The organism is Legionella cherrii (genome assembly GCF_900635815.1).
Classification (GTDB): Bacteria; Pseudomonadota; Gammaproteobacteria; order Legionellales; family Legionellaceae; genus Legionella; species Legionella cherrii.
This window is the reverse complement of record NZ_LR134173.1, coordinates 479,859-503,041: the sequence shown is the minus strand read 5'-3', so window position 1 is coordinate 503,041 and position 23,183 is coordinate 479,859. Positions and strand designations below refer to the sequence as shown.

Sequence of the window (23,183 nt, the reverse complement as noted above, 5' to 3'; positions counted from 1 at the left end):
TGACCCCTGATGGCGTTAAAGGGCGTCAGTTACCAAAAATCTAAAGAATACAGCGTTCAGCTCATTTTGACTTTATTCATCAAAGACAGCGAGTCAAGGAGTAATTCTTGACAATTAGCGGAATTATAAAAAAACATTACGTATAAAGGTCAAAGGACAAGATCAGTCATCTGCCTTGTTTCGGTCGAATTGGATTAAATATGTTATATTTGGTTCGATTTTTTAGAAAGGAAAATAAATGCGTTATTACTATGAAAAAAATGGTCGAATCTGTTCAACAGAGTCCATTGACGAGTTGATTTATCATTCATTCCCCGCTCATCTACAATCACCGGAAAAAATAGCTCATTATAAGGCGGTTGCCCCAGTTATTTTTTCCTCAGAATATAAGGGAGCTGGTCCAGTTACGGCAGAAGAGTTCAATTTAGGCCAAGATTTTATAGATTTTTTAGCACGTCATAAATTAACTACGGCAACCAAGTATAATGGAGTTGATCTCTTATATCTCTTGTCCCTAAGTCATGATACCGCTTTGCGAGCTGGAGTTTGGACGTTAGGTTCTCAGTCCCATTTTAAAGCGACTCAAATTATCAGTAACCTGTTACAATTAGACACTGCCGTTCGCGTACCTCTTATGAAAGAATCCATAGCGTCATGGAAGGAATTGTTTCTGGATGCTCAATTTGAATTACAAATCCAAGAGAGAGGAACTAGCCCGGATAGTACCCAAAATATGTTGGGTCAGTTGTCTTTATATTCCTCTGCAAAAAATGATAAAAAGAATGGACAGTCTCAGAGTGACCAAACACAATCAGAGGTTGCACAGGAACAATTTCGTTTGCTGGAAAGAGCTTATTATAAAAGAGAGCAGGAGAAGAAAGAAATCGAATCCAACAGCTATGAAGATGAGGAATACTACGTCTCGCAACCACAGTATTACTACAATTAATAATTCTATTGTAGAAAATTTCTATTAGGAGCGAACGTGCGCTGGACTGACAAGCCCGGCAGATGATTTGATGAATAAACCAAGACTTAATGCTTTTTTGTTAAAATGCTTCATGGGGTCAGGCCTTGAATGGTGAATAAATTGGGGAGTATTTTTGCTTGCATTATTCTAGTGTGAGTAACATAGTCAAAAATTACGACTACAGTTTTGAAAATTCACAATACAAGGCCTGACCCCGTACGGCGTAGAAGTGAGAAAGATAAACTGGTAAAGGAGCCAACGATTCTGGATCTGGGGTTAATTTAGAATTGAATAATAAAGGAATTTAAATGAAATTTGCATGTAATATAGATAAAACAGATCGGATAAACCGTACAATAATTGGTGCTGCATTGTGTATTGCTGCGATCTTTGGAATGGGAAAGTTTTTTTATATCACATTGGGTATTGTATTGATTATAGAGGGTATTATCGGTTGGTGCTCTATCCCTTATTTGCTTGGGAAAATAAAGTTAAAGCTCTTAAAACGATAGATTCTTTCACAAATGTATAAATATCTATTCATTTGCTCGGATAAAGAAATTAAAAGTAAATTTATTGAATGTCTCTATTTAAAAATTCAAAAAAATTTACAATTAAAGGCTTGACCCCGAACGCTAACTTAGCTTTTTATCAAAAGCGATCTTATTTGGAATAATACCTTGATGTTGAATGTCATCCTCAAAATATTTAATAAAAAACGTTTTAGTTAGTTTGGGATGATGTTTATTTTCCCGAACAAACTCTACCTCATAGCCGCATTTTTTATAAAACTCTGGGGCTTGAAATGCACTCGTTACCAAGTTGATATTATTATAACCTTTGCCTTTGAACTGATTTTCAAGAGTTTCTAGAAGCGTGCTCCCAATTTTATGCTTTCGATAATTGGAGTGAACCCACAGATCTTCCACGTAAATTTCTGCAAAGGCAGTGTATGCGGTTAATAACCCAACTAAATGATTCTCTTTATCTCTAGCTGCAATGTAAAATAATGCATAATTACAAACAATACCATTTTCCGCTTCAGCTGCGATATGACCTTTTTCGACTATGTCCAACTCAGCTTTTTTTACAACCGCCTCATAATGATAACTGATTTCGTCCATACATTTTTCCATTCCTAATTAATTTGAAAAAGAATACCGTTACATCTAAAAGACATCAATCTACTCACCTATACAGGAAACGAAATGAAAACACGTTTTGAAAATTCACAATTCAAGGCCTGACCCCTTACCTGGTTAATAACCCAACTAAATGATTCTCTTTATCTCTAGCTGCAATGTAAAATAATGCATAATTACAAACAATACCATTTTCCGCTTCAGCTGCGATATGACCTTTTTCGACTATGTCCAACTCAGTTTTTTTTACAACCGCCTCATAATGATAACTGATTTCGTCCATACATTTTTCCATTCCTAATTAATTTGAAAAAGAATACCGTTACATCTAGAAGACATCAATCTACTCACCTATACAGGAAACGAAATGAAAACACGTTTTGAAAATTCACAATTCAAGGCCTGACCCCTTACCTGCAATTCAAGGCCTGACCCCTTACCTGTTTGAAATCTGAGTAATCAATAAAAATATCTAGATTTTGGTGGGGGGCTTTGTTAATGTTTTCACTTCATATGATAAGTTTACAAAATCAAGATTAATCGAAAATGAACTTAATATTAATCACTGCGCTTGTTATAAACATAGTGGTTCTTCTACCTGTGATCGCGGGTCTTATTTTAGATGCTAATTGGATTACTCAAGCATATGGACCCAAAACCCCGGCAAGACAAATATTACTATCAATTTATCTAGCAATTTTTGTCTTATCTATCGCATTAATTTTAATGGCCTAATTCGCAAATCATAATTGCATTGCTTACTATTCAAATAATTTATAAGATAACTACTCCATTCACAGTTAATTCCTGGAGAAATCCAGTAGTGGTATCCAACTTAATTATTGCAATTAGTTTTCTAATTTTAATTTCTATATTCTTTGGGTTTCTTCTTTAATCAGATCAAAGTTCTGATTTGAACAAAATTAAAAAGATTTTCCTCTTTGATGTAAATATCCCATTTTAAATAAATACGTAATGGGGCACTTTATGGGTTCAGGCCTTGAATGGTGCAGAATTGGGGAATATTTTTGCTTGTATTATTCTAGTGTGAGTAAAATAGTCAAATAATTACGGCTGTAGTTTTGAAAATTCACAATTCAAGGCCTGACCCCTACGTGCGTTCATCTTCTCTTCCTATCAATAACCGAGTCACTTTTCGATAATCTTTAGGGGAATTGTTGGAGTCTAATTGACCTATGTTTTTTTTCATTTAATTGGGTTTTTGGATAGTAAGGTCATGCAAACGATAATTTTATAGTGATTTATTTTTAGTATACATAAAAATTATCGTATTTTGATGAGATGGCAATCAAAGAAAATGAGTGCCATCTCGATACAACTACTCTTTAGGAATTAAAACGTGATCGATGACATGAATCACGCCATTAGACGCTTTCACATCAGCTTTTATAACCTCGGAATTATTGACAAAAACTTTACCCTCTTTAACCGTAACATCAACATCTTGTCCGCTGAGTGTTTTAACCATTCCTGGTTTAATTTTATCAGAAGTAATGTCTCCATTGACGACATGATAAAGTAAAACAGCCTTCAGCTTCTCAGGATTTGCTAGCAGGGCATCTAAATCAGCTTTTGGAACACTGGCAAAAGCCTCATTGGTCGGTGCAAAAACCGTGAAAGGTCCTTTTCCCTCAAGTGCACTGACAAGTCCCGCTTTTTTAAGTAAAGAAACAAGAGTTGAAAAATCTTTGTTGCCTTCAGCAACGTTAACTATTGTATCGCTTGCACTTGCTGCGATGCTGTAGAGGGAAATGAGTGCAACCAAGAACAACTGTTTGATTAATTTCATTTTTAATATCCTTATGAGTTTTTAACATTATTTGAAGATTAGACTATTTTCTAATTAAAGCAATTTAAATAGTCCTTAAATTCTGCCTAGCTTGTTAATAAATAATAAACATTTACTCTCAGTACGAATCAAATTGTTTTTAATGACACCTCCTTATTGCAAAGTTTTTTCTGAGACCCTTTTGTTGATAGATGAAAATTATTTTTTAGCCGTTGACAGTACCTGTCATAAACTACCCATCAGCGATGGCCCACTCATTTTGCATTTTGATGAGCTTAAGCTTGCTGTCCTGGTATCGGTCAGGATTTTTATCGACTAAAGTAATATGTCCAACCTTGCGCTTAGGATGAGATGTTTTACCATAATCATGATAATGGGTACCGGGTATCTCAAGGCACGCTTGGATGGGGGGCATCTTGCCAAGGCAGTTGACTAAAAAGCAATTGCTCATAAGCTCCGTAAGGCCTAAGGGTAGAGAAAAAAGCGCACGTAAATGATTTTCAAACTGACTGGTTATTGCCCCTTCAATGGTTAGATGCCCAGAATTATGGACTCTTGGAGCAATTTCATTGACTATCAGTTCGCCCTTGTGGTGAAAAAATTCGATGGTTATGACGCCGATATAGCCCAAAGAATCCATAATCTTTCTGGCAATGTCTTGGGCTTTTTGTTGCAATAAATTATTCTCTAACGGGGCTTCGGACCATTGAAGGATGCCCTGATGATGGTGATTTCTGATGAGAGGATAAAATTGAATCTCTTCTTGCTGATTTCTCACCGCAATAAGCGATAGCTCTTCCTCAAAAGGCACAAACTGCTCCAAAATCAAATCACGAGACTGCATCAATTCCCAGGCTGTTGCTAAGTCAGACAGTTCATGAAGAACATATTGTCCTTTGCCATCGTAGCCTAATCGTCTTGTTTTCAATATGGCAGAGCTATTCCAACTTATAAAGACATCCTGCAGTTCTTGTTGCGTTTCAATCGCAGTAAAACGAGCCGTTTTTATTTTTAATGAGTTTAAAAATGATTTTTCCAAAAAGCGATCTTGAGTTATCTGCAGCGCTTTGGTAGAGGGGTAAAATGGAACTTTTTTGGCAATGAACTCAGCACAAGCCAAGGGTATGTTTTCTGTTTCAAAAGTGACGCAATCGACTTCATTACAAAACGCAGTAAGTGCTTTCTCGTCATCAAATGATGCTGAAATGAGGCGAGTTAAATGGCGCACACAGGGATTAGGATCGGGGGATAAGCATACCGTACTAATTCCTAACGAGTGGGCTGCCAAAACCAGCATTTTTGCGAGTTGCCCACCACCTAAAATACCGAGTTTCATAATGACTCCAATTGGGGTTTGCTGTTATCAAGAACCTTTTGGGTTTGTTGCGCCCCGGTATTGATTTAAGCGTTCGCAAATCTCCGGGTTATTGTTGGCAAGGATTGCGGCTGCTAAAAGTGCTGCATTAATTGCGCCTGCTTTGCCGACTGCTAATGTACCAACCGGTATACCTGCTGGCATTTGTACTATGGAAAGCAGTGAGTCCAGGCCATCAAGTAAAGAAGAAGGTATTGGGACACCCAAAACAGGAAGTCTGGTCATCGCGGCCATCATTCCTGGAAGATGTGCCGCACCTCCAGCACCCGCGATAATAATCTGTATTCCGCGTTCTTCAGCGTTTCGTGCATACTCACAGAGTTTGTCTGGTGTCCGATGCGCCGATACAATGTCTGCGTCAAAAGAAATCTTCAAACCCTTTAATGTTTTTGCACCCTCAGAGAGTATCGGCCAATCACTTTGCGAGCCCATAATGATGCCAACTAAAGGTTTTTCTTGCATTTCAATATACTCCTAATCGGGTTACTTTTTTACGGGTTACAATAATCACAATATTGCGGCTCAGCTGCTTCTAAGCCGTCTTTCCTGGGGTGAGTCTCCCGATAATCACATTGAATGCAGCCCCAAACTTCGTGAAGGTAGAAGGAGGTCGGTGATGTGCAATCATTGCAGGGAAGACTGCCTGAGGTTTCTTTAAACCCAAAACCAGGAGCATCACAATTGGGGCAACAACATTGAATTCGATGAGCTAGTTTTTCTGCGAGTTCAGAAATCGCCTGCATCCTCAATGGATTCATCATGGCTCTCATATCCGTTGCAAGAAAGAGTTCATTTTCTTGTTGGAAGCCAAGAGATAATGCAGTCTCAAGGGCCTCGATGTCTCTAATTCCTTTGGCAATAACCGTTTTATCCTTGTTGGTTTGCAGGGTTAGAGCATGCTCGGGAAAACCGGCTTTTTCTAAAAAATCGTCAAGCTCTGTTTGTCGGGTAATGGTCATCATGCGATAATTAGTTTTGGTTGTTGTATATTGCTCTGCAATCACCCAATTGTTTTTGCGATCTAAAAATACCATGATTTCATGGTCACTGGGAATAAAGGGAAATGCAGGATGCGGACCAAAACTTCCTTCACTAGCAATCGCTAATTCATAGCCGTAGTGCTCTGCAGCACGTCTTGCTTTTAAAATACAGGTATCATAGGGACTTAATGTCCTTGCTATCTCACCAGTAAAAGTCCCAAATTGGTCCGTATCGAAATCGTGTACATCGAGCTTGCACGAGAGTTTATCAAAAAAAGCTTTGGCAATTGCTTTTTCTTTCTCATGTTTTGAGGCAAGCAAAACCGACTGATTGCGATAGCGCATGATTAAGCTCCATTGATTGAGTGGAAATAATCCATTCGGGCCACATCAACATCGGAAACAAACATGACCCCCGAATTCTGCTGAAATAAGGTTTTCATTCCTAAGGCAAGGGTTGCTATGACTTCTTCAGGAGCTACGGCAAGAAACATAATCAGCGACGCTCGGTCGTTGAATAATATTTTTCCTTCATGAAATCCATTATGGCCTTTACCTGAGATGTTGCGAAACAAGGTAAACCCTGTGACTTTTGCCTCTTCCATCATCGAGCTGATGAGCTGTTCATGCTCACCAGAAACGATTATTTCTATTTTTTTCATGGGGTGGAGGTTGATGCCAATATCCTTTCGTTCTTGAACTTTAATCACCTTCATTTTTTTCTCCTCATTAGCGAGCTAAAATCCACGTGCCATTTTGATTCAGTTTGTAGGCTTGACCATCGCTTGGTTCAATGATGATGAGATGAACCCATTCATTGAAAAACAATGTTTTTAAAACCGCTTGACGTTCAATAATGCTTGAGACGAGTGCTTTGGGTGCATGAACTACAGTCAACAGGCGTTGCGGCTGATGGTAAGGGGTTTTATCACTTCTCATCACTGATTGCAAAGGAAGTCCATGCATTAAATCACTGCCATTGCCTTGCATGATGCCCATTTTACCGGTGACATTGTGAGTGATTTTGCTGCCACTGCCGTAAGCAACATTATCGAGGGTTGAAAATAAATATTGGGTATTAATCCATTGAGCAACCACCATGGGTGCAGTGAGGATTGTTTCCAGGAAGCTTCCTTCGGGGTCTTGTTCCCAGTCATAGGAATGTAAAAAGCATCGGCCATCAAGATTGATATTTTTGGTTAACGAACGTGGCGCCACAATAAAAGCTGCATTGCGGGCAAGACCCCATTCAGGGCGTGTTTCAGACCAATCCTGACTTCTTCGCAGAATGTCTTGTTCTGCATGTTTTGAATTTAATTTGCGACCCCGTTCCAGATTATTGCTTGATTTTGCTTCCTCCAAATCGGCAAGTAACTGATTGAGCAGAGCGGGATAAATGACTTTACTTGATTTCAGGTTATAAAGCTCAATAGAGTCGGTTGTGGTGTTGTGAAGAGCACCATAAAACACGGTATCGATTGGAATGTGAATCCCTTTATCCTCTAAACCCCTTCTTACTTCCGTTTTATTAAGAATTGCTGCCAATAGTTTGGCGTTAATGCCGCCATGATTCCCGCCGCAGGCACCACAATCTAGAGCCGATGCATAGGGATTATTTTCGGTGGAACTTCCATGACCGCAAAGAACAATGACTTTTGCAAAACCTGAAGAGAGCCCCATGAGGCGTAATACCGTTTCGGCATAGTCAATCTGTTCGCTTAACGCGATGCCTTGCTCCAAATTAGCCTCATTTAATTCAAACGAGGGCTCTGTATGGATTTGGGGGACAATTAAGTGATTTAAAGCTTGACTTGTTTTCTTGGTATAGTTAGGCGCTAACGATTGCAGCACCATCTTCAGGCCACACCAAGCCCCAAGGGTTTCAACCAAAGCAAAAGGCGTTGCAAAATTATATTTTAATTCTTGATAGACCTTGCCAAGGGTGCTCTTAATCGTCTTTCCCTGTTGGTGTTGTTCAATAAAGGCCTTATTTGCGGCGCTTGGTTTTTCATCAACACGATAACGGGGTTTTAATAATACTGGGCAACAGTCTTTTGTTTTGCCACTCTCAAACTCTTGCACACGAATAGGTATCCCAAAAAAGCCGGCAAATCCTAAAGTTTCATAATTTCCCAGCTTCTCTATAGCTCTGCGAATAGGTTCAGAGCGGACATCAATACAAAACACCAGTTGCGCATCTGCTCTTTGAGTCTTTGTTGCCGGCTGATTGACTGCAGGTAACAGTGTTTTTAGCAATGCCTGCTCGTAGTGTTCTTCATTGCTTTTTATTTTTTTAAGAGCGTCCTGAACCAAAGAACCATCTCCTTCGCTTTTTTTTTCCAGGCCAGCCTCAGGCCAGAGCAAACAGGTAATAACCAGGCGCACCGCAAGAAAGTCAGTGAGTGTAACCGGTATTTTTTCTTCTGTTGTTGGATGGTGCCAGTGAGTTTTCCATTTCACAAAACCCGCCCAACCTGGCAGATAAAGAAAGGTTTGGGTGATGAATTCCTCTGCTTTTTCTTTGGGTACATTAAGTTTTTGCAGGCAAAGAATAATTGCCTCTTCAGCAGATTCAGGCAAGCTCATTAACCATTGTTTTGCCTCTTTCTTATTCTCATGAAGTTTTTTGTCAAAACACGCTAGTTTCAAAAATCCAAAATAGAACCCTTTTTCTCGATAGGGCATTTCAATAGCGCCTTGTCCGGCATCAAAGAAACCGCCACACCATTTAATCATCTGCAGGTTGACGTTTTCTAAAGCACGATTGCGGGCAACTTCCTTTCGTCGAAATCCGCCTTGTGCTAAAGCCTCTTCAAAACTTTGCGCTTCAAATCCTTGTAAGGGGTTGCATGCGATAAACGTTTCTAGCGGCCAAACCGGGGCAATCCGTTGGGCAGCGTTATCCACTAATGCACGGACTTCGAGTCTCTTGTTTGGCGTTTTGACTGAAGCCGTTGTTTTCAAAGGCTGCTCATTTATTTTCTCTTTATTCGCCATTGCTTTTGCTCTGCTCATGGTTACTCCTCAGGATAATTAGTATTTATAATCAGACCGTAATGTGGTTACCGTTTTTGGGGCGGGTTGGCTTAGATTGAATAAGTTCATGTAGAGCCAGCACCAGAAATTTGATTCTTTAATTTTTTTCGTAAACCCAAGGTTAAATAGCAGCCAGGGGAGTACAAGTAGAACTAAAGCAATCAGATGCAGTATTGATAGCTTGGGTAAGTAAAACTGGGTTAAGTTGGGAAGAAGTGCTTCAATCAGATGAATGCTTGCTCCATATAGCAAACCAGCTAAGGAAGACATCAAGAGTCCAAGTGTCGTGTTAATGATGGACAAGCGATTGTTCATTACGGTGAGCATCAGTTGTGCTCCTGCGATGAATGCAAATACCAGTAAGAACGAGGTTGCCTGCAGAGACAGGATTGGCTTATTCGTCATGAACGCAAAACCAAGCATGCCTAAGAAGCCGCCACTGCACGCAATTAAAAAGAGAAGCGGGTTGTATCCAGTGGCTTTAGGTTCATTCCTTTTTTGAGCAATCGCAGAGCCCGAATTGAGGAATAAATAAGCTTTAAATAAGCCATGCCAACACAAGTGAGCTACAGCGGCGGCAAATAATCCCAGACCGCATTGCATCATCATAAATCCCATTTGCGCCAGAGTTGAGCAAGCCAGCATTTTCTTGATGTCATGCTGCATGAGCTTCCAAATGGTTCCTAAAAATGCCGAGAGGGTTCCAAGCATGAATACAGTCATGAGTAAGTGACTCGATGCGGCAAAGAGCGGGGCAAATTTGACAATGAGGATGCCACCGCCGTTGACAAGGCCTGCATGCATCAGCGCGGAAACAGGGGTTGGTGAATTCAAAGAGCTAATCAACCAGCGATGAAACGGCCAAATGGCAGATTGAGTTAATGCCGTGAGTGTCATCAACGTCATCGCTGGCACAAACACTGCTGAACTTGCTATATCTTTCTGATTTATCGCTTGAATGGATGCAGTGTCAGTGCTTAAGGTGATTAAGATAAAAGCGGCTAACAAGCCGATACTCCCTACTAACAAGGTATTGAGGGTGAGCCGGCCTGAATTTCTTGCCGCAGTCCATTCGCTCTTGTGAACCATTAAAGCAATTAATAAGAGGTTGCTTAGCGACCAGGAGCACCAAAACAGAAAAAGGTTATCGGCAAGAACCATAACTACAGCACTAAGCGTAATTGCTGAGAGGGTGCAAAAATAACGCGAATAGAGTCGGTCGCCATCCATGTACCTTAGTGAAAATCGATGAACAATAAAGCTTACCAATAAAACTAAAGTACACAATAACAGGGCTAAGGTATTAAGGCTGGTGAGTAGATAAATCACCGGCATTTCTGAAAAGCGCAAGCAGCTTAACAAAATAACACCGATTACAAATCCAAAACCAATCAATACACCTGCCCAGCGAGCGGCAGAGGCGGCTCTTTTCCTGCCACTAAAACAGTTAATGAACAGGGCGAGGGTTGGGCATGCCAGAAGCGCGCCAGATAAAAGAAGTATTATTGTATTCACAGCATTCCTCATTAGAAAATGTTTTGCTACAATGGAAATATATAAGATAAACTTATATTAGTAAAATTAATAATTTTTATATCTTCAATTAGGATTTCTAATGAGCCTTGATACCGTAACCTTACAATGCTTTTTGGCGGTTGCAGAAACCAAAAGTTTTACAAAAGCAGCCGTTCGGGTGGGACGCACTCAATCCGCAGTGAGTCAGCAGATTGCAAAACTGGAGCAGTTGATTGAAAAACCATTAATTCTTCGCGGACGCGAGTTGTCTCTGACCCCTGATGGTGAGCTTTTTTTAGGCTATGCCAAAAAAATTTATGAACTGCATCGTGAATCACTCGATCGATTTAAAGCCCCAGAACTTCATGGGGAACTTCGTTTTGGTCTGCCTGAGGATTTTGCGTCAATGTTTTTATCGGATGTGTTGGTGGAGTTTTCACGCCTGCATCCACGGGTGATGCTGAATGTTGAGTGCGAACTGACTCTAAATTTAATCGAACGTTTTAACCACGGCGATTTTGATTTGATATTGATTAAAACCAATCAAAGAAATCAAATTGCTGAGGGTGTAGATGTGTGGAATGAGTCAGTCGATTGGGTGGGCAAGAGAGAGCTCCTCACTCAACTCAATAAAACCACACCCATTCCGCTAGTGCTCTCACCAACACCTTGCGTTTATCGTGGAAACGTGATTGATTCTCTAGAGAGCCACCATTTAAACTGGCGTCTCGTGTTCAGTAGTCAAAGCTATACTGGAAAAATGGCTGCGGTGCGTGCAGGGTTAGGCATTACTGCCATACAACGCAGCATGATTCCCAATGATCTTGACCGACTTGATGAGGATTTTTTACCTAAATTAAACGATATTCATGTATCCTTGCTAAAAAAGAAAGAGCACAATAAAGCAATCGAGTCCCTTGAGTTTTTTTTATTGAAAAAGTTAAAGCACTAGTTTTTTAAGAATAAAAAAGGATTATAAGTAAAGAAATGAATTCAATTACTGATGTTTTAGATAGACCAACACTGATATCGATTGCCCTCATTAGCTTAATCGCAAGCTTATTCACATTAAGTATTCCGATTGCAGCACAGACATTAATCAATTTAATTGCTTTTGGAAAATTAATGCAGCCTGTACTGACCTTGAGTCTGATTGTGTTCATCTTAATGGCCGCACTGGGTGCCTTAAATGTTTGGCAAACTATAGTTCTTGAAGTCATTCAGCAAAAATTGATGGTAAAAATAAGTCTAAACCTCACCAATCATTTTACCCGTCTGTCGCTTGATAGTTTTTCAACGCATCATGGTCCTGAACTGGTCAATCGTTTTTTTGAAGTGGCTACCATCAATAAATCACTTGCCAGTCTTTTGCTTTATGGGGTTAATTTAGGATTACAGCTTTTTTTGGGGTTATTACTTCTCCTCATTTATCATCCCCTATTTATCATTTTTGACGTGGCTATCATTCTCAGTATCTTGTTGATTATTTTTATCCCCTTTCGTAAGGGATTAGAAAGTGCAAAAAAAGAATGTGCCGAAAAACATCAAGTGGGCGCCTGGCTTGAAGAACTTCTAATCAATCGATTTTTATTCCGGTTTAGTAATTACAATCACTACGCCACGTTACAATCCGACAAGCATTTGGTTTCATTTTTAAATGCGAGAAAGACTCATTTTAAACAACTGATTAAGCATCAAATTGGTTTTTATCTGCTGGCTGCGTTCTCAAGTAGCCTCCTTTTGGGATTAGGAGGATATCTTGTAATTAAAAATCAATTGAGTTTAGGACAACTGGTAGCTGCTGAAATTGTTCTTGGTGCATTGATTTATGCATTTAAACGCTTTGGTGTTCTTCTTGAGAATTATTACGATTTAATTGCCTCCAAGAACAAGATTGATGTAGTCCTCAATTTACCCTTGGAAGAAATTAAAATCGATCTCAATGCTTTATTTGTGCCTATCCAAACCATAGAAATAAAATTCCCAAATAAGAGTCAAGCAATTGCCTCTTTCAATAATCCTCTATTTATTTATTCTCAAGATGCACAGAGTTGCAAAACATTTTCTGAATCACTTTTAGGATTCGGAAAAAAATATGATATGCACGTTTTAGTTAATCAACAATTATGCAATGAAAAGCATCGAGCAGCACTTCGACAATACAGTTTATTGTTACGAAGACCTGAATGGTTTGTAGGTAGCATTTATGACAACTTAGTACTAAACCATAAGAGTATCTCTCCTAAACAGGTTATGGAGCAGCTCAATCATTTCGGTCTTTCTGAAAAAATAGTACATCAGCCTTTAGGTTTAAAAGCGGTTATTTATGATTGGCAAAATGAATTTACAGAATTTGAGCTTATTGCACTCATGATCGTACGAATTATCTTGCTTGAGCCTCAGTTACTTATTATTGACCGCACTTTTGATGGATTGGAGCGCGATAAAATTGACTTGCTCATGGCACCATTGCTGAACTTAAAAAATACCCTGTTGATTTTAGTTAGCCAAGCTCATGAATTTAAAGAAATATCAAATTACGCGGTGCTTCCATGAAATTACATGCCTATACGATGATCGCAAAACTCCCCAAGCCCCAAAAAATCGCCAAAATCATTGTTCTTATTGCTTTGATTCTCATTTTATTTTTAATTTTTACTCCCTGGCAACAGTTTGCTCTTGGCAATGGAAAGGTGATTGCTTATTCCCCTACTGAGCGACTTCATACATTGAACTCACCAATCAATGGACGCATTAAAAAATGGTATGTTGATGAGGGAATGAAGGTACAGCCTGGTGATCTTATTGTTGAAATCAGTGATATTGATCCTCAATTATTGAAGCGATTGGAATTGGAAAAAAAAGCTATCGAACTGCGGATACAGGCAGCACAGCAATCCATAATAGCCGGAAAAGCCAATCTAGAACGTCAAAAAAGATTGTATCAGCAAGGAATTAATTCAAAGCGTCAGTTTGAATTGGCACAAATTGAATATTCGAAATACCAAAGTGAGTTAGCGCAAGCAAATATTGATCTAGTCGATGTTGATGTGCGAATCGCCCGTCAACAAACACAACTTATAAAAGCACATGTGGCGGGGGTGATTTTTAAACGGTTGACAGGTCAAGAGAGTGTAGTCATTAAAGCAGGAGATGTTTTGGCGCAAATTATTCCCGACACCCAATCGCGCGCGGTGGAGTTATGGATTGATGGCAATGATATTCCGTTTGTTCAACTTCATCAAAAAGCTCGATTACAGTTTGAAGGATGGCCTGCAATCCAATTTAGAGGTTGGCCAGAAATTGCTGTAGGTACTTTTGGTGGTACGGTAGCCTTTATAGATCCCACCGACAATGGAATGGGGTTATTTCGTGCCGTCATTGTTCCAGATGAGCCTTGGCCTCAACCTCGATTTTTAAGGCAAGGCGTGCGTGTTCATGGTTGGGTTCAGTTAGGCGAAGTCCCTTTATGGTATGAATTGTGGCGCCAATTTAATGGCTTTCCGCCCGAAAGTACTCCAGAAAAGAATTCGTTAAGTACTCCAGGGAAGAATCCGTCATGATTCGATTTTTTACTCATGCTGGTTTTAAATATCAGCTCATTTTAGGTTTTATGTGTTGTCTTCCCTCGGTTGTCAGTGTGGCAAGTGAAGACCATAAATTAACCCTGGATAAGGTGCTTCAGAGCGTTACTCAGTATTATCCCAAAATTAAAATAGCACGTTTGGAAATTACAAAGGCCCAAGGTGCACATTTGAGTGCGTTGGGAAAGTTCGATCCCTCTCTTGATGCAACCACTCGATCCCAGCCAGCGGGTGGTTATATCAATAATTATGGAGATACCCAGATTAGTGTTCCTACTTTTTATAATGGAGTCCAATTATTTGCTGGGTATCGAAATGGCAATGGAAACTGGCCTATTTATTATCAAAATTACTTAACGAATTCAGGTGGAGAATACCGAGCCGGTTTATCATTACCTTTACTTCGAGATCGATTGATTGATAAGGAGCGAACCGATTTATTAACTACCGCTGAGTCCATTGAGTTGAAAAAACACGACATGGAAGCAATAAAAATTAAGATATATCAGGAAACGATTAAAGCCTATTGGCAATGGGTAGAAGCAGGGTGGCAATTAAAAACTTTTAGAGAGTTATTAAAATTAGCGCGAAAGCGACAAGTTGCCATTGAACAGCAAGCAAATCAGGGCGATCTCGCGCGACTTGCAATCACTGAAAACACACAACAAATAGTCCAAAGAGAGCAGTTGCTGAATCAAGGGAGAATGATATTCGAACAAGCTGCAATAAATTTATCTTTGTATTATCGAGATGAACGAGGGAACCCTAAAATCCCATCGGAACAAAGTCTGCCTTCCCAGCTTTTGATGCAGCCACGTCAATTAGCCCAAGGATTCCCTCAGTTAGTTGGCCATCCTGCATTACAGAAACTGCGAAACTACTCAAAAATAATAAGACTTAAGCGTGATTTGGCGAAAAATGAGTTGCTTCCCAATTTGGATGCTACAGCATCTACTTTTAAGCAAAACGGTAGTGGAGGATATCCTGCGTTAATTCCTCAGGCAGCTTTTATCGGAGTTTCTTTCAAATTTCCTGTATTACGACGAGAAGCCAAAGGAAAATTAATTCGTACCCAAAGTGAGCTGGAGCAAATACGAGCGGAAAAAAAGTTTATGTATGAGCAGCTTAGAAATGAACTCACCAATCTTTATATTGGGATAAGAAGAATGCGTCAACAAGTCGCTTTCTTAAAAAAAGAATATTCTTTGGCACTAAAGGTGCAACAGGGAGAGACAAAAAAATTCACTGAAGGGGACAGTACTTTGTTCCTTGTGAATCAACGAGAGCAATTAACTACCCAGGTGAAACTTAATTGGATAAATGCCCAGGTGCAACAGGAAGAGTTAAAAGATTTAGTACGTTTCTTTTCCTCAACGAATTTGGAAAAGTAAAATCCACAATACAGGAACTATTTTAATCGACACCAATTAATGGAAAAGAGCTCTAAGGATCAGTCGATATTCATCATTTTGCTCGGATTACGAGTCAATTTTTACCAGAGTAGAAAATAATGCATCAAAGACCCACAAAGGCGTGTAGCACACTGTGGTCATTTGGCACCTGGTTTTAGGAGGTGAACAGATGTTCCTAGGATAGAGGATTTACTCACCCAAATTGTCTCAAATCCTGAGTGAATACTGTAAAAAGTAATTGGGCCGAACAGTGCAAAAGCCTATTTCAAATAAGGCATAAGGTAGGATTCACCCCGAACAGCATGCCCATCTTTATCTCATGCAGATCAAATACTATACATTTGTTTTGAATTTTTGTATAATTATTACAAAATTTTACACAAATGATACATTTTAAGGGGTGGTTTTAGAATGAGTTATTATTTATATGTTCCTTTTAAAAAGAAAGAAGTTCCGCCAAATCTAAACAAAATCATCGAAGAATGGTTATTATTAGAAGCAAAGCAAAATCATGAGGTTATAGTTTGTTACTATGGTGAGAAAAAATTAAGCCAATTACCGGACAACAGCAAAGTTTCTGTACTATTCTCGGGTAAGCCTGGTAAAAAGTCTCTCCTTCAAGGGCTTGAGCATGTAAAAACTGAAACCTTAAGGTTTTTTGAAAATTTGTCCTTGCACCTAAGGGTCACTGATGAAAGTAAAAATTCAATATTAGTTCCTGAAGTGGCTGATAAAATGAAAGAAGATGGCTTGTTTGATGACTTTAAAGGGAGGCTACAGATTAACCTTATTTATCTTGATGCCAACACAAAAGAAGCATCCATCATGACTCACTCATTTTTAAACTCACTCAAAAAATACAAAGAACACGAAAACGGAGCAATCAGGCTTCAATTCCTCTCCAATAACCTGGCAGAAAAATCAAATTCCCATCGAGCGGACCGTACCAAAAAAACAAAATTAGAACTATTTAGAGAGCAAGCACAACAGGATAGGTGCTTCATGTATAACAGCAAAGAGAATTATCCTAAACTGTCACTTGGTGAAATCGCTTCGGTTATTAAAGATTATTATCAGTACAAATCATCAAGATGTTGCGGTTTATCGGGCCTATTAAGATTAAATTGGTTTTTTTCTAGTACGGAAAGCTCGGAAGCTATTAAGCATCTTAGTGATGAAAAAATATCTGATTGTGAACGATTTGCTTACGCTTCTCGTTTCATAAAATACTATAAGGAAAGCCATTTATCCCAGCTTCTCGCGCCAGCACTTGAAAAAGGATTAATACAACACCAAGCCAATTGGGATATTGAGCCCATTTCCTCGAATGAATTACCAGTTGCAGCATTATGAGCTTTCGTTGTTGATAGGGCGTTATGGAGGGAAATTTTAGGCTATGGAAGTCGCATTGAACCATTTCTGAATGTCGCTGGTTGGACTCTAGTAAAATTTCAATGTAATTTTGCGGTGATGGGTTTTAGCCTAGCGATTTTCATTATGAAATTTTTTCAAACTCAAACCGTTTTTTTTAGGTTATTCCAGTAATAAATTCTTGATATTGATTTAAGGTTCTTCGTATTTCTATTAATTTATTAGATAAATTGATACATTTGAAATTATCGTTTCTGTTTGAGATTTATATGACTATTGCATTAGTCTGGTTTCGTTACGATTTAAGATTAAACGATAACCCTGCGTTTATCGAGGCTTGTTCTCGGCATCAGTTTGTGATCCCGCTGTATATTTATGATGCACAAAATAGTGTTTTAGGAGGAGCACAAGCTTGGTGGCTTCATCATAGTCTTACCTCTTTAAGTAACTCCCTTGCAAAACTTGGATTAAATCTTATTCTGCGCAAGGGCGATCCTCTGGAGATTATTTTAGACTTGATAAAGAACATTTCTGTGAGCTCAGTATATTGGAATCGCTGTTATGAGCCCGCTGCTATTTTGCGTGATAAAAAGATTAAAGCAACTTTGCTCGAACAGGGTATCGAAGTCCTAAGTTTTAACGGAAGTGTGCTTCATGAACCTTGGACAATTAAAAATAAAAACGGTGATTATTTTAAAGTTTTTACGCCCTATTGGAACCACTGTAAACAAAATCTTAATATTCAAGCGGCTATGCATTTAGAACATCGACCTGCTGGAATTGAAGTGAACAGCGATAAGCTTTTGGAGTGGAAATTATTACCTACCATCAATTGGGCTGCGCGATTTAGAGAATATTGGACTCCAGGAGAAGAGGGTGCGCAACAAAAATTACTTGAGTTCATAGAACATCAACTGGATGATTATAAAAAAAACCGAGATTTTCCCATAAAAAATGCAACTTCACGTTTATCACCCCATCTACATTTTGGTGAGATCAGCCCATGGACCATTGTAAGAGCAATTGAACTGGCAAAACTCGCTCCGAAATGTGATTTATCATCAGCGGACCATTTTCTCTCAGAACTGGGATGGCGAGAGTTTTCAGTGTATTTACTGTATCACTTCCCAAGACTTCCATCCGAGAATTTCAGGAATGAGTTTGATGCATTTCCGTGGCACAACGATGAAAAATTATTAGCTTGCTGGCAAAAAGGTTTGACCGGTTATCCAATAATCGATGCCGGGATGAGGGAGTTATGGGCAACAGGCTATATGCACAATCGTGTCCGGATGATTGCTGCATCATTCTTAACCAAGGGTTTACTCATTGATTGGCGTTTGGGCGCCGATTGGTTTTTAGATACTCTTGTCGATGCCGATTTAGCAAATAATAGTGCGAGTTGGCAATGGGTGGCCGGCTCTGGTGCTGATGCAGCACCTTATTTCCGGATTTTCAATCCGGTGTTACAAAGTCAGAAATTTGATGCGGATGGTAGCTATATTCGTCAATGGGTTCCGGAGCTTGCTCAATTAAAAAGTCAATCAATCCATGCGCCTTGGGAATCTATAGATTCTGAGAAGATTTATCGAACTACAAACTATCCGATGCCAATTATTAATCACCATGAGGCCAGGACGAGGGCTTTAAATTATTACAATCAGTTAAAAAAGAAGGATCTCAAATGACACCATCTTTCTTTATCTTTGGTTTTGGCTATACCGCGAATCGACTCGCTCAGCGATTGATTCAACTCGGTTTTAACGTCGTTGGAACAACACGCCAAGAAACCCAAAAAGCGATGACTCATCCTGCAAAAATCACCCTGATTGATTTTCAGGCTGCAGATATAGAATACTACCTCAGGCAATCCACTCATCTACTGATTAGCATTCCGCCTGATGCACGTATTGGTGATCTGGTGTTGTCTTCTTATGCAGAATTGATTCAGGGGAATAGGGCGCATATTCAATGGTTAGGCTATCTTTCTTCAACGGGTGTCTACGGTGATTATCAAGGAAATTGGGTTGATGAAGAAAGTATTTGTAGACCAAAGAGTGCCTCTGGAATTTTACGTTTGGAAGCAGAAAAAGCATGGTTTTCTTATGCAGAAAGCAATCAACTTCCTTTACATATTTTCAGGCTGGCAGGAATTTATGGACCGCAAAGAAATCCACTTGAGCGAATTATATCGGGGAAAAAGTACAGTATTTTTAAAGAAGGCCAGGTCTTTTCGCGTATTCATGTTGATGATATTGTGTCCGTGCTTCTTGCTTCAATAAAGAACCCACATCCTTTATCTACCTACAATGTCGCTGATGATGAGCCAGCTGCATCGCATGAGGTTGATGCTTATGCTGCTTCGTTATTGAAACAATCGCCATTGCCTCTAATTCCGTTTGAAGAAGCCTCATTATCACCAAGAGAGCAAGAATTCTATTGGAGCAATCGTCGTGTGTCTAATTTAAAAATAAAAAAAGAACTGAATATTGTTTTACAGTATCCTTCATTTCGGGAGGGGCTCATGCAACTATGGAGAGAGCATTTTGCGTAAAGAAAGCGGAATTAAACTGATTGTTTGGATTTTATTTTTTGAGGTCATTGGATTTTTCTTAGGTTTATTGACCCAAGAGAATATCTATTCTTGGTATGAAGGCTTACATAAATCAATTCTAACTCCTCCCGGGTGGGTGTTTTCACTGGTGTGGTCAATTTTATATGCATTTCTTGCGATTGTTGGTTTTACCTTGTGGCAAAATCGGCATAAGCCTCAAAATAAAACAGTGCTTCGTCTTTATCTTATTCAACTGATTATGAATTGGATATGGACACCACTTTTTTTTCAACTGCATTGGTTGGGATTTAGTTTTTTATGGATAGTCGTTATGGTGGCTTTAAATGCAGCCATTGTTTTAATGACCATCAAAAATAAGCAAAAAGAAATTACCTTACTCCTAACCCCTTATTTTTTCTGGCTTGTTTTTGCAAGTTATCTCAATGGGATCATTTGGATTCTTAATACGCAAGCCTAAAGACGGCCTGAATCTAAGGAAGCTAATATTTCTCGTGCCTGAGTATATATGGCTTCTCTTTTATCAGGGGCCATTTTGTGCCAGTTCATATAAGCATAATGAAGTCGAGGATTATGTTTCAGCTTGTCTTCATTTTGTTTCAGAAAATTCCAATATAATGCATTAAAGGGACAGGCTTTTTCTCCTAATAAAACATTTGGATCATAGGAGCATGATTCACAAAAATTACTCATGCGTTGAATGTATTTTCCACTGGCAGCATAGGGCTTGCTTGCCATCAACCCCCCATCGGCATAAAGTGCCATGCCTAGGGTGTTGGGGAGTTCTACCCACTCATACGCATCAGCATAAACTGCAAGATACCACTCACAGACTTGTTTAGGATTGATGCCTGCAAGTAATGCAAAATTACCGGTTATCATGAGTCGCTGGATATGATGCGAATAAGCCTCTACCGAAGTTTGGCGAACTACTTCCTTAATACAAAACATTTGAGTATTTGCTCCCCAGAAAAAAGCAGGTAAATCTCTTGTAGCTTGAAAGTAATTCATTTCTTTGTAAGCGGGCATAAATTGCCAATAAATACCACGAATGTATTCTCGCCAGCCTAGAATCTGACGTATGAATCCTTCTACTGAATTAAGAGGTGCTTTTTGTTCTAGGTAGGCTTGTTCTGCAATACGACAAAGTTCTAGGGGTAATAACAGCCCGACATTAAGATAAAACGACAGTTTTGAATGATACAAAGTGGTTTCATTGGTTCGCATTGCATCCTGATAGTTGCCAAAAGAGATGAGGCAATGCTCAATAAAATAATGTGCTTCCGATAATGCATCGGCACGAGTCACTGCCAAATCAAAGGGATATAATTGACCGAAATGTTTTGAAAAATGTTTTTTCACCACTTGCAAAACTTCGGTGGTAATCTCATCTTCTGGATAATCCAAGCGTTCTGGAAATGAGGGAATGTGTTTTGCAGGATTACGATTTTGCACATCATAATTCCAAGAGCCCCCGATTGGATTGCCCTTGTTATCCATTAAAATCCGATATTTTTGACGCATCATCCGGTAAAAAAACTCCATGCGCAGTTGTTTTTTTCCTTTGGACCAATCTTTAAATTCGTTGATTGGGCATAGAAAGCGATTGTCCTCGAAAATTCTTAATGGAACAGGTAATTTACTTTGCAAATCCTCAAACATTTGAAGAATGCGCCATTCCCCTGGTTCAGTAAGATTAATTACTGAAGGCTTTATTTTTTCAACGGCCCGTATGAGTTCCTTGATCAGACTTCCCTGATTATCTGGATCATCAAATTTTATGTAGTGAATACAATATCCTTTATCTTTAAGTGCTTGAGCAAAATGACGCATTGCAGAAAACAAAAAGGCAATTTTTTTAGGATGATGACTGACATAAGTTGCTTCTTCTTTAACTTCACACATCAGTACAATATCATCATGCCTATTGATGTCACTCAGTGCAGACAAAGTTTCACTCAATTGATCGCCTAAAATAAAGCAGAGTTTTGTCATAACTTGTTTTTTATTAGTGAGTTAAATTTTCATCTTGGGTCGGACATGGCTTAAGCCTCCATCAACAGCAAGAACTTGTCCGGTTATCCAGTTATTTTCTGGACTTAGTAAAAATATAATCGCTTGAGCAATATCTTCTGGTGTCCCAATACGTCCTAAAGGGTGCATTGCTTTGGATGCATTATGAGCTAATTGATTATTTAACAAAGGAGACGTCAATGGGCTCGAGACCATTCCTGGCGCTACCACATTGACTCTTAAATTATTGGGGGCATAAGTAGCTGCTGCTGCTTGAGCAAGACCTATAACTCCCGCTTTTGCAGCGGCAATCGCCTCGTGATTTGCAAGTCCAACTAATGCGGCTGCGGATGAAATCAATACGACTGAACCGCCTTTTTTCATCATCAGACCTGCAGCACGAACTGTTGCAAATGAGGTGGTTAAAGAAGCATTAATGCAGGCCTGGTAGTCTGCAAATGTTGTCGCATGAGCACTTTTCAAAAGTAACGAACCTGCGCAATTTACAACACCGTCAATGCTGCCGACTTGATGAAAAACTTCGCTAACTGCATCAAAATTGCTGGCATCGAGTATAAAGTCTGGATGAATCTTATGGTTATCCCTTGCCGTGGTGAATACTTTATCGCCACGCCTGGTCAACAAAGTTGTAACCGATTGCCCTATTGCACTGCTTGCTGCAATAATCAAATAATGACCCATCGTGAAATTTCGCAAAAAAGAAAATTAAATTCACTATGCTTGATGAAGTTTAAAAGTTCAATATTTTTCATCGAAAAACCACTAAATTTAATAGCAGATAAATTCGCTCTGTTAATGAATTAAAGATATTCATAAAAACATAGAACTTACGTGAGCAAAGATTTTTTGTTACATTGAGACGAACAATCTATTTATTGAGATTTAATCAAAATTATTGGATTAAAACATTCCTACGAGTCAATAGCTGAAAGAGGGAAAATGCAATGGTACAAAAAAACAGTCTCGTTATCTATTTAACCTATTTAGGAGCCCTCCCTTTTCTTATTGCTGCATTTTGCTCTCTTTTAGGAATCACCGAGCTTCCTTATTTAGGTGTCACTCAACCTTTGCTTAACTCTTATGCGACACTTATTGCTGGTTTTATGGCTGGAACTATTTGGGGATATGTGGTGCGCTCTAATTCATCTCACAGCCTGATTCTTCTTGCAAGTGTTCTAATCGTGTTAATCCTATGGGTTCTATGGGGCAGTAGTAATACATTGACTTATCCAGCATTTTTAGTCCCCATTTACTTGCTTCTTTGGTGTTTGGATTATTGGTTGCTAAAACACCAATATGAGGACCGCTCTTATTTTAAGATGCGCACAGGAGTAACCGTTATGGTCATAGCCAGCTTATTGATAATTTATTTTAAATAATAA

Annotated in this window: 21 protein-coding genes and 1 pseudogene; 11 read left to right on the top strand and 11 right to left on the bottom strand. The window is 39.1% G+C overall.

What is annotated here, in order from left to right:
- The first annotated feature begins 238 nt into the window (after window positions 1–238).
- Both EL022_RS02110 and EL022_RS02105 read left to right on the top strand, forming a co-directional pair.
- Window positions 239–949, top strand: coding sequence for a hypothetical protein (locus tag EL022_RS02110; RefSeq protein ID WP_028381647.1), 711 nt, complete (start codon window positions 239–241; stop codon window positions 947–949).
- Window positions 950–1,278: 329 nt separating this feature from the next.
- On the top strand, window positions 1,279–1,482 hold the full coding sequence (locus tag EL022_RS02105; protein WP_028381648.1) for a YgaP family membrane protein: 204 nt from the start codon (window positions 1,279–1,281) through the stop codon (window positions 1,480–1,482).
- Between the two features lie 123 nt (window positions 1,483–1,605).
- Here the strand turns inward: EL022_RS02105 and EL022_RS02100 are convergent, their stop codons facing one another.
- From EL022_RS02100 to EL022_RS02065, 9 genes and pseudogenes are all read right to left on the bottom strand, one after another.
- The gene (locus EL022_RS02100; protein ID WP_058388206.1) at window positions 1,606–2,094 is read right to left on the bottom strand and encodes a GNAT family N-acetyltransferase; all 489 of its coding nucleotides are present in this window, start codon (window positions 2,092–2,094) and stop codon (window positions 1,606–1,608) included.
- 127 nt (window positions 2,095–2,221) lie between these two features.
- Complete coding sequence (locus tag EL022_RS16025; protein ID WP_164715632.1) at window positions 2,222–2,395, bottom strand: hypothetical protein; 174 nt, start codon at window positions 2,393–2,395, stop codon at window positions 2,222–2,224.
- A gap of 1,056 nt (window positions 2,396–3,451) precedes the next feature.
- Entirely contained in the window at window positions 3,452–3,922 is a 471-nt protein-coding gene (locus EL022_RS02095) for a fasciclin domain-containing protein (protein WP_035901073.1), read from the bottom strand.
- Window positions 3,923–4,154: 232 nt separating this feature from the next.
- Window positions 4,155–5,258, bottom strand: a complete 1,104-nt coding sequence (locus EL022_RS02090) for a 5-(carboxyamino)imidazole ribonucleotide synthase (protein ID WP_028381651.1) — start codon at window positions 5,256–5,258, stop codon at window positions 4,155–4,157.
- A pseudogene (purE, locus tag EL022_RS02085) lies at window positions 5,255–5,759 on the bottom strand (5-(carboxyamino)imidazole ribonucleotide mutase). Before purE ends, EL022_RS02090 begins: the two are co-directional and overlap by 4 nt.
- Window positions 5,760–5,788: 29 nt before the next feature.
- On the bottom strand, window positions 5,789–6,622 hold the full coding sequence (locus tag EL022_RS02080; RefSeq protein ID WP_028381653.1) for a DUF6671 family protein: 834 nt from the start codon (window positions 6,620–6,622) through the stop codon (window positions 5,789–5,791).
- Between the two features lie 2 nt (window positions 6,623–6,624).
- Complete coding sequence (locus EL022_RS02075) at window positions 6,625–6,993, bottom strand: P-II family nitrogen regulator (protein WP_028381654.1); 369 nt, start codon at window positions 6,991–6,993, stop codon at window positions 6,625–6,627.
- A 13-nt stretch (window positions 6,994–7,006) separates the two neighbouring features.
- Entirely contained in the window at window positions 7,007–9,292 is a 2,286-nt protein-coding gene (locus EL022_RS02070; RefSeq protein ID WP_028381655.1) for a DUF2309 domain-containing protein, read from the bottom strand.
- An 18-nt stretch (window positions 9,293–9,310) separates the two neighbouring features.
- The gene (locus EL022_RS02065; protein ID WP_126325063.1) at window positions 9,311–10,840 is read right to left on the bottom strand and encodes a proton-conducting transporter transmembrane domain-containing protein; all 1,530 of its coding nucleotides are present in this window, start codon (window positions 10,838–10,840) and stop codon (window positions 9,311–9,313) included.
- Window positions 10,841–10,928: 88 nt separating this feature from the next.
- Here EL022_RS02065 and EL022_RS02060 point away from each other — a divergent pair, with 88 nt between their 5' ends.
- The 8 genes from EL022_RS02060 to EL022_RS02025 all read left to right on the top strand — a co-directional run bounded on the left by EL022_RS02060 (window position 10,929) and on the right by EL022_RS02025 (window position 20,227).
- Window positions 10,929–11,780 (top strand): LysR substrate-binding domain-containing protein, encoded by an 852-nt coding sequence (locus tag EL022_RS02060; protein WP_028381657.1) that lies wholly within the window; start codon window positions 10,929–10,931, stop codon window positions 11,778–11,780.
- A gap of 35 nt (window positions 11,781–11,815) precedes the next feature.
- On the top strand, window positions 11,816–13,384 hold the full coding sequence (locus tag EL022_RS02055; protein ID WP_035901077.1) for an ABC transporter transmembrane domain-containing protein: 1,569 nt from the start codon (window positions 11,816–11,818) through the stop codon (window positions 13,382–13,384).
- The gene (locus EL022_RS02050; RefSeq protein WP_028381659.1) at window positions 13,381–14,391 is read left to right on the top strand and encodes an HlyD family secretion protein; all 1,011 of its coding nucleotides are present in this window, start codon (window positions 13,381–13,383) and stop codon (window positions 14,389–14,391) included. Before EL022_RS02055 ends, EL022_RS02050 begins: the two co-directional genes overlap by 4 nt.
- 50 nt (window positions 14,392–14,441) lie before the next feature.
- Complete coding sequence (locus EL022_RS02045; RefSeq protein WP_237761395.1) at window positions 14,442–15,803, top strand: TolC family protein; 1,362 nt, start codon at window positions 14,442–14,444, stop codon at window positions 15,801–15,803.
- A 432-nt stretch (window positions 15,804–16,235) separates the two neighbouring features.
- Window positions 16,236–17,177, top strand: a complete 942-nt coding sequence (locus EL022_RS02040) for a hypothetical protein (protein WP_197718069.1) — start codon at window positions 16,236–16,238, stop codon at window positions 17,175–17,177.
- Between the two features lie 287 nt (window positions 17,178–17,464).
- A complete protein-coding gene (locus EL022_RS02035) occupies window positions 17,465–18,883 on the top strand; it encodes a cryptochrome/photolyase family protein (protein WP_028381661.1) in 1,419 nt (472 codons plus the stop codon).
- Window positions 18,880–19,749 (top strand): SDR family oxidoreductase, encoded by an 870-nt coding sequence (locus EL022_RS02030; RefSeq protein ID WP_028381662.1) that lies wholly within the window; start codon window positions 18,880–18,882, stop codon window positions 19,747–19,749. Before EL022_RS02035 ends, EL022_RS02030 begins: the two co-directional genes overlap by 4 nt.
- Window positions 19,742–20,227, top strand: coding sequence for a TspO/MBR family protein (locus EL022_RS02025; protein ID WP_028381663.1), 486 nt, complete (start codon window positions 19,742–19,744; stop codon window positions 20,225–20,227). The genes EL022_RS02030 and EL022_RS02025 overlap by 8 nt, the downstream gene beginning before the upstream one ends.
- On the opposite strand, the gene EL022_RS02020 is transcribed toward EL022_RS02025, so the two are convergent.
- Both EL022_RS02020 and EL022_RS02015 read right to left on the bottom strand, forming a co-directional pair.
- Entirely contained in the window at window positions 20,224–21,762 is a 1,539-nt protein-coding gene (locus tag EL022_RS02020; protein WP_028381664.1) for a cryptochrome/photolyase family protein, read from the bottom strand. The two genes, EL022_RS02025 and EL022_RS02020, sit on opposite strands and share 4 nt — an antisense overlap.
- 21 nt (window positions 21,763–21,783) lie before the next feature.
- Window positions 21,784–22,482, bottom strand: a complete 699-nt coding sequence (locus EL022_RS02015; RefSeq protein WP_028381665.1) for an SDR family NAD(P)-dependent oxidoreductase — start codon at window positions 22,480–22,482, stop codon at window positions 21,784–21,786.
- Window positions 22,483–22,745: 263 nt separating this feature from the next.
- On the opposite strand from EL022_RS02015, the gene EL022_RS02010 reads away from it, so the two are divergent.
- Complete coding sequence (locus tag EL022_RS02010; protein WP_028381666.1) at window positions 22,746–23,180, top strand: DUF3429 domain-containing protein; 435 nt, start codon at window positions 22,746–22,748, stop codon at window positions 23,178–23,180.
- The last annotated feature ends 3 nt before the right edge of the window (window positions 23,181–23,183 follow it).

Coding starts and splice junctions, on each gene's coding strand:
- EL022_RS16025 (WP_164715632.1), bottom strand. CDS start 2,395: ATGGACGAAATCAGTTATCATTATGAGGCGGTTGTAAAAAAAACTGAG.
- EL022_RS02090 (WP_028381651.1), bottom strand. CDS start 5,258: ATGAAACTCGGTATTTTAGGTGGTGGGCAACTCGCAAAAATGCTGGTT.
- EL022_RS02010 (WP_028381666.1), top strand. CDS start 22,746: ATGGTACAAAAAAACAGTCTCGTTATCTATTTAACCTATTTAGGAGCC.
- EL022_RS02100 (WP_058388206.1), bottom strand. CDS start 2,094: ATGGACGAAATCAGTTATCATTATGAGGCGGTTGTAAAAAAAGCTGAG.
- EL022_RS02045 (WP_237761395.1), top strand. CDS start 14,442: ATGTGTTGTCTTCCCTCGGTTGTCAGTGTGGCAAGTGAAGACCATAAA.
- EL022_RS02060 (WP_028381657.1), top strand. CDS start 10,929: ATGAGCCTTGATACCGTAACCTTACAATGCTTTTTGGCGGTTGCAGAA.
- EL022_RS02080 (WP_028381653.1), bottom strand. CDS start 6,622: ATGCGCTATCGCAATCAGTCGGTTTTGCTTGCCTCAAAACATGAGAAA.
- EL022_RS02040 (WP_197718069.1), top strand. CDS start 16,236: ATGAGTTATTATTTATATGTTCCTTTTAAAAAGAAAGAAGTTCCGCCA.
- EL022_RS02030 (WP_028381662.1), top strand. CDS start 18,880: ATGACACCATCTTTCTTTATCTTTGGTTTTGGCTATACCGCGAATCGA.
- EL022_RS02095 (WP_035901073.1), bottom strand. CDS start 3,922: ATGAAATTAATCAAACAGTTGTTCTTGGTTGCACTCATTTCCCTCTAC.
- EL022_RS02015 (WP_028381665.1), bottom strand. CDS start 22,482: ATGGGTCATTATTTGATTATTGCAGCAAGCAGTGCAATAGGGCAATCG.
- EL022_RS02055 (WP_035901077.1), top strand. CDS start 11,816: ATGAATTCAATTACTGATGTTTTAGATAGACCAACACTGATATCGATT.
- EL022_RS02050 (WP_028381659.1), top strand. CDS start 13,381: ATGAAATTACATGCCTATACGATGATCGCAAAACTCCCCAAGCCCCAA.
- EL022_RS02035 (WP_028381661.1), top strand. CDS start 17,465: ATGACTATTGCATTAGTCTGGTTTCGTTACGATTTAAGATTAAACGAT.
- EL022_RS02070 (WP_028381655.1), bottom strand. CDS start 9,292: ATGAGCAGAGCAAAAGCAATGGCGAATAAAGAGAAAATAAATGAGCAG.
- EL022_RS02105 (WP_028381648.1), top strand. CDS start 1,279: ATGAAATTTGCATGTAATATAGATAAAACAGATCGGATAAACCGTACA.
- EL022_RS02075 (WP_028381654.1), bottom strand. CDS start 6,993: ATGAAGGTGATTAAAGTTCAAGAACGAAAGGATATTGGCATCAACCTC.
- EL022_RS02065 (WP_126325063.1), bottom strand. CDS start 10,840: ATGAGGAATGCTGTGAATACAATAATACTTCTTTTATCTGGCGCGCTT.
- EL022_RS02110 (WP_028381647.1), top strand. CDS start 239: ATGCGTTATTACTATGAAAAAAATGGTCGAATCTGTTCAACAGAGTCC.
- EL022_RS02020 (WP_028381664.1), bottom strand. CDS start 21,762: ATGACAAAACTCTGCTTTATTTTAGGCGATCAATTGAGTGAAACTTTG.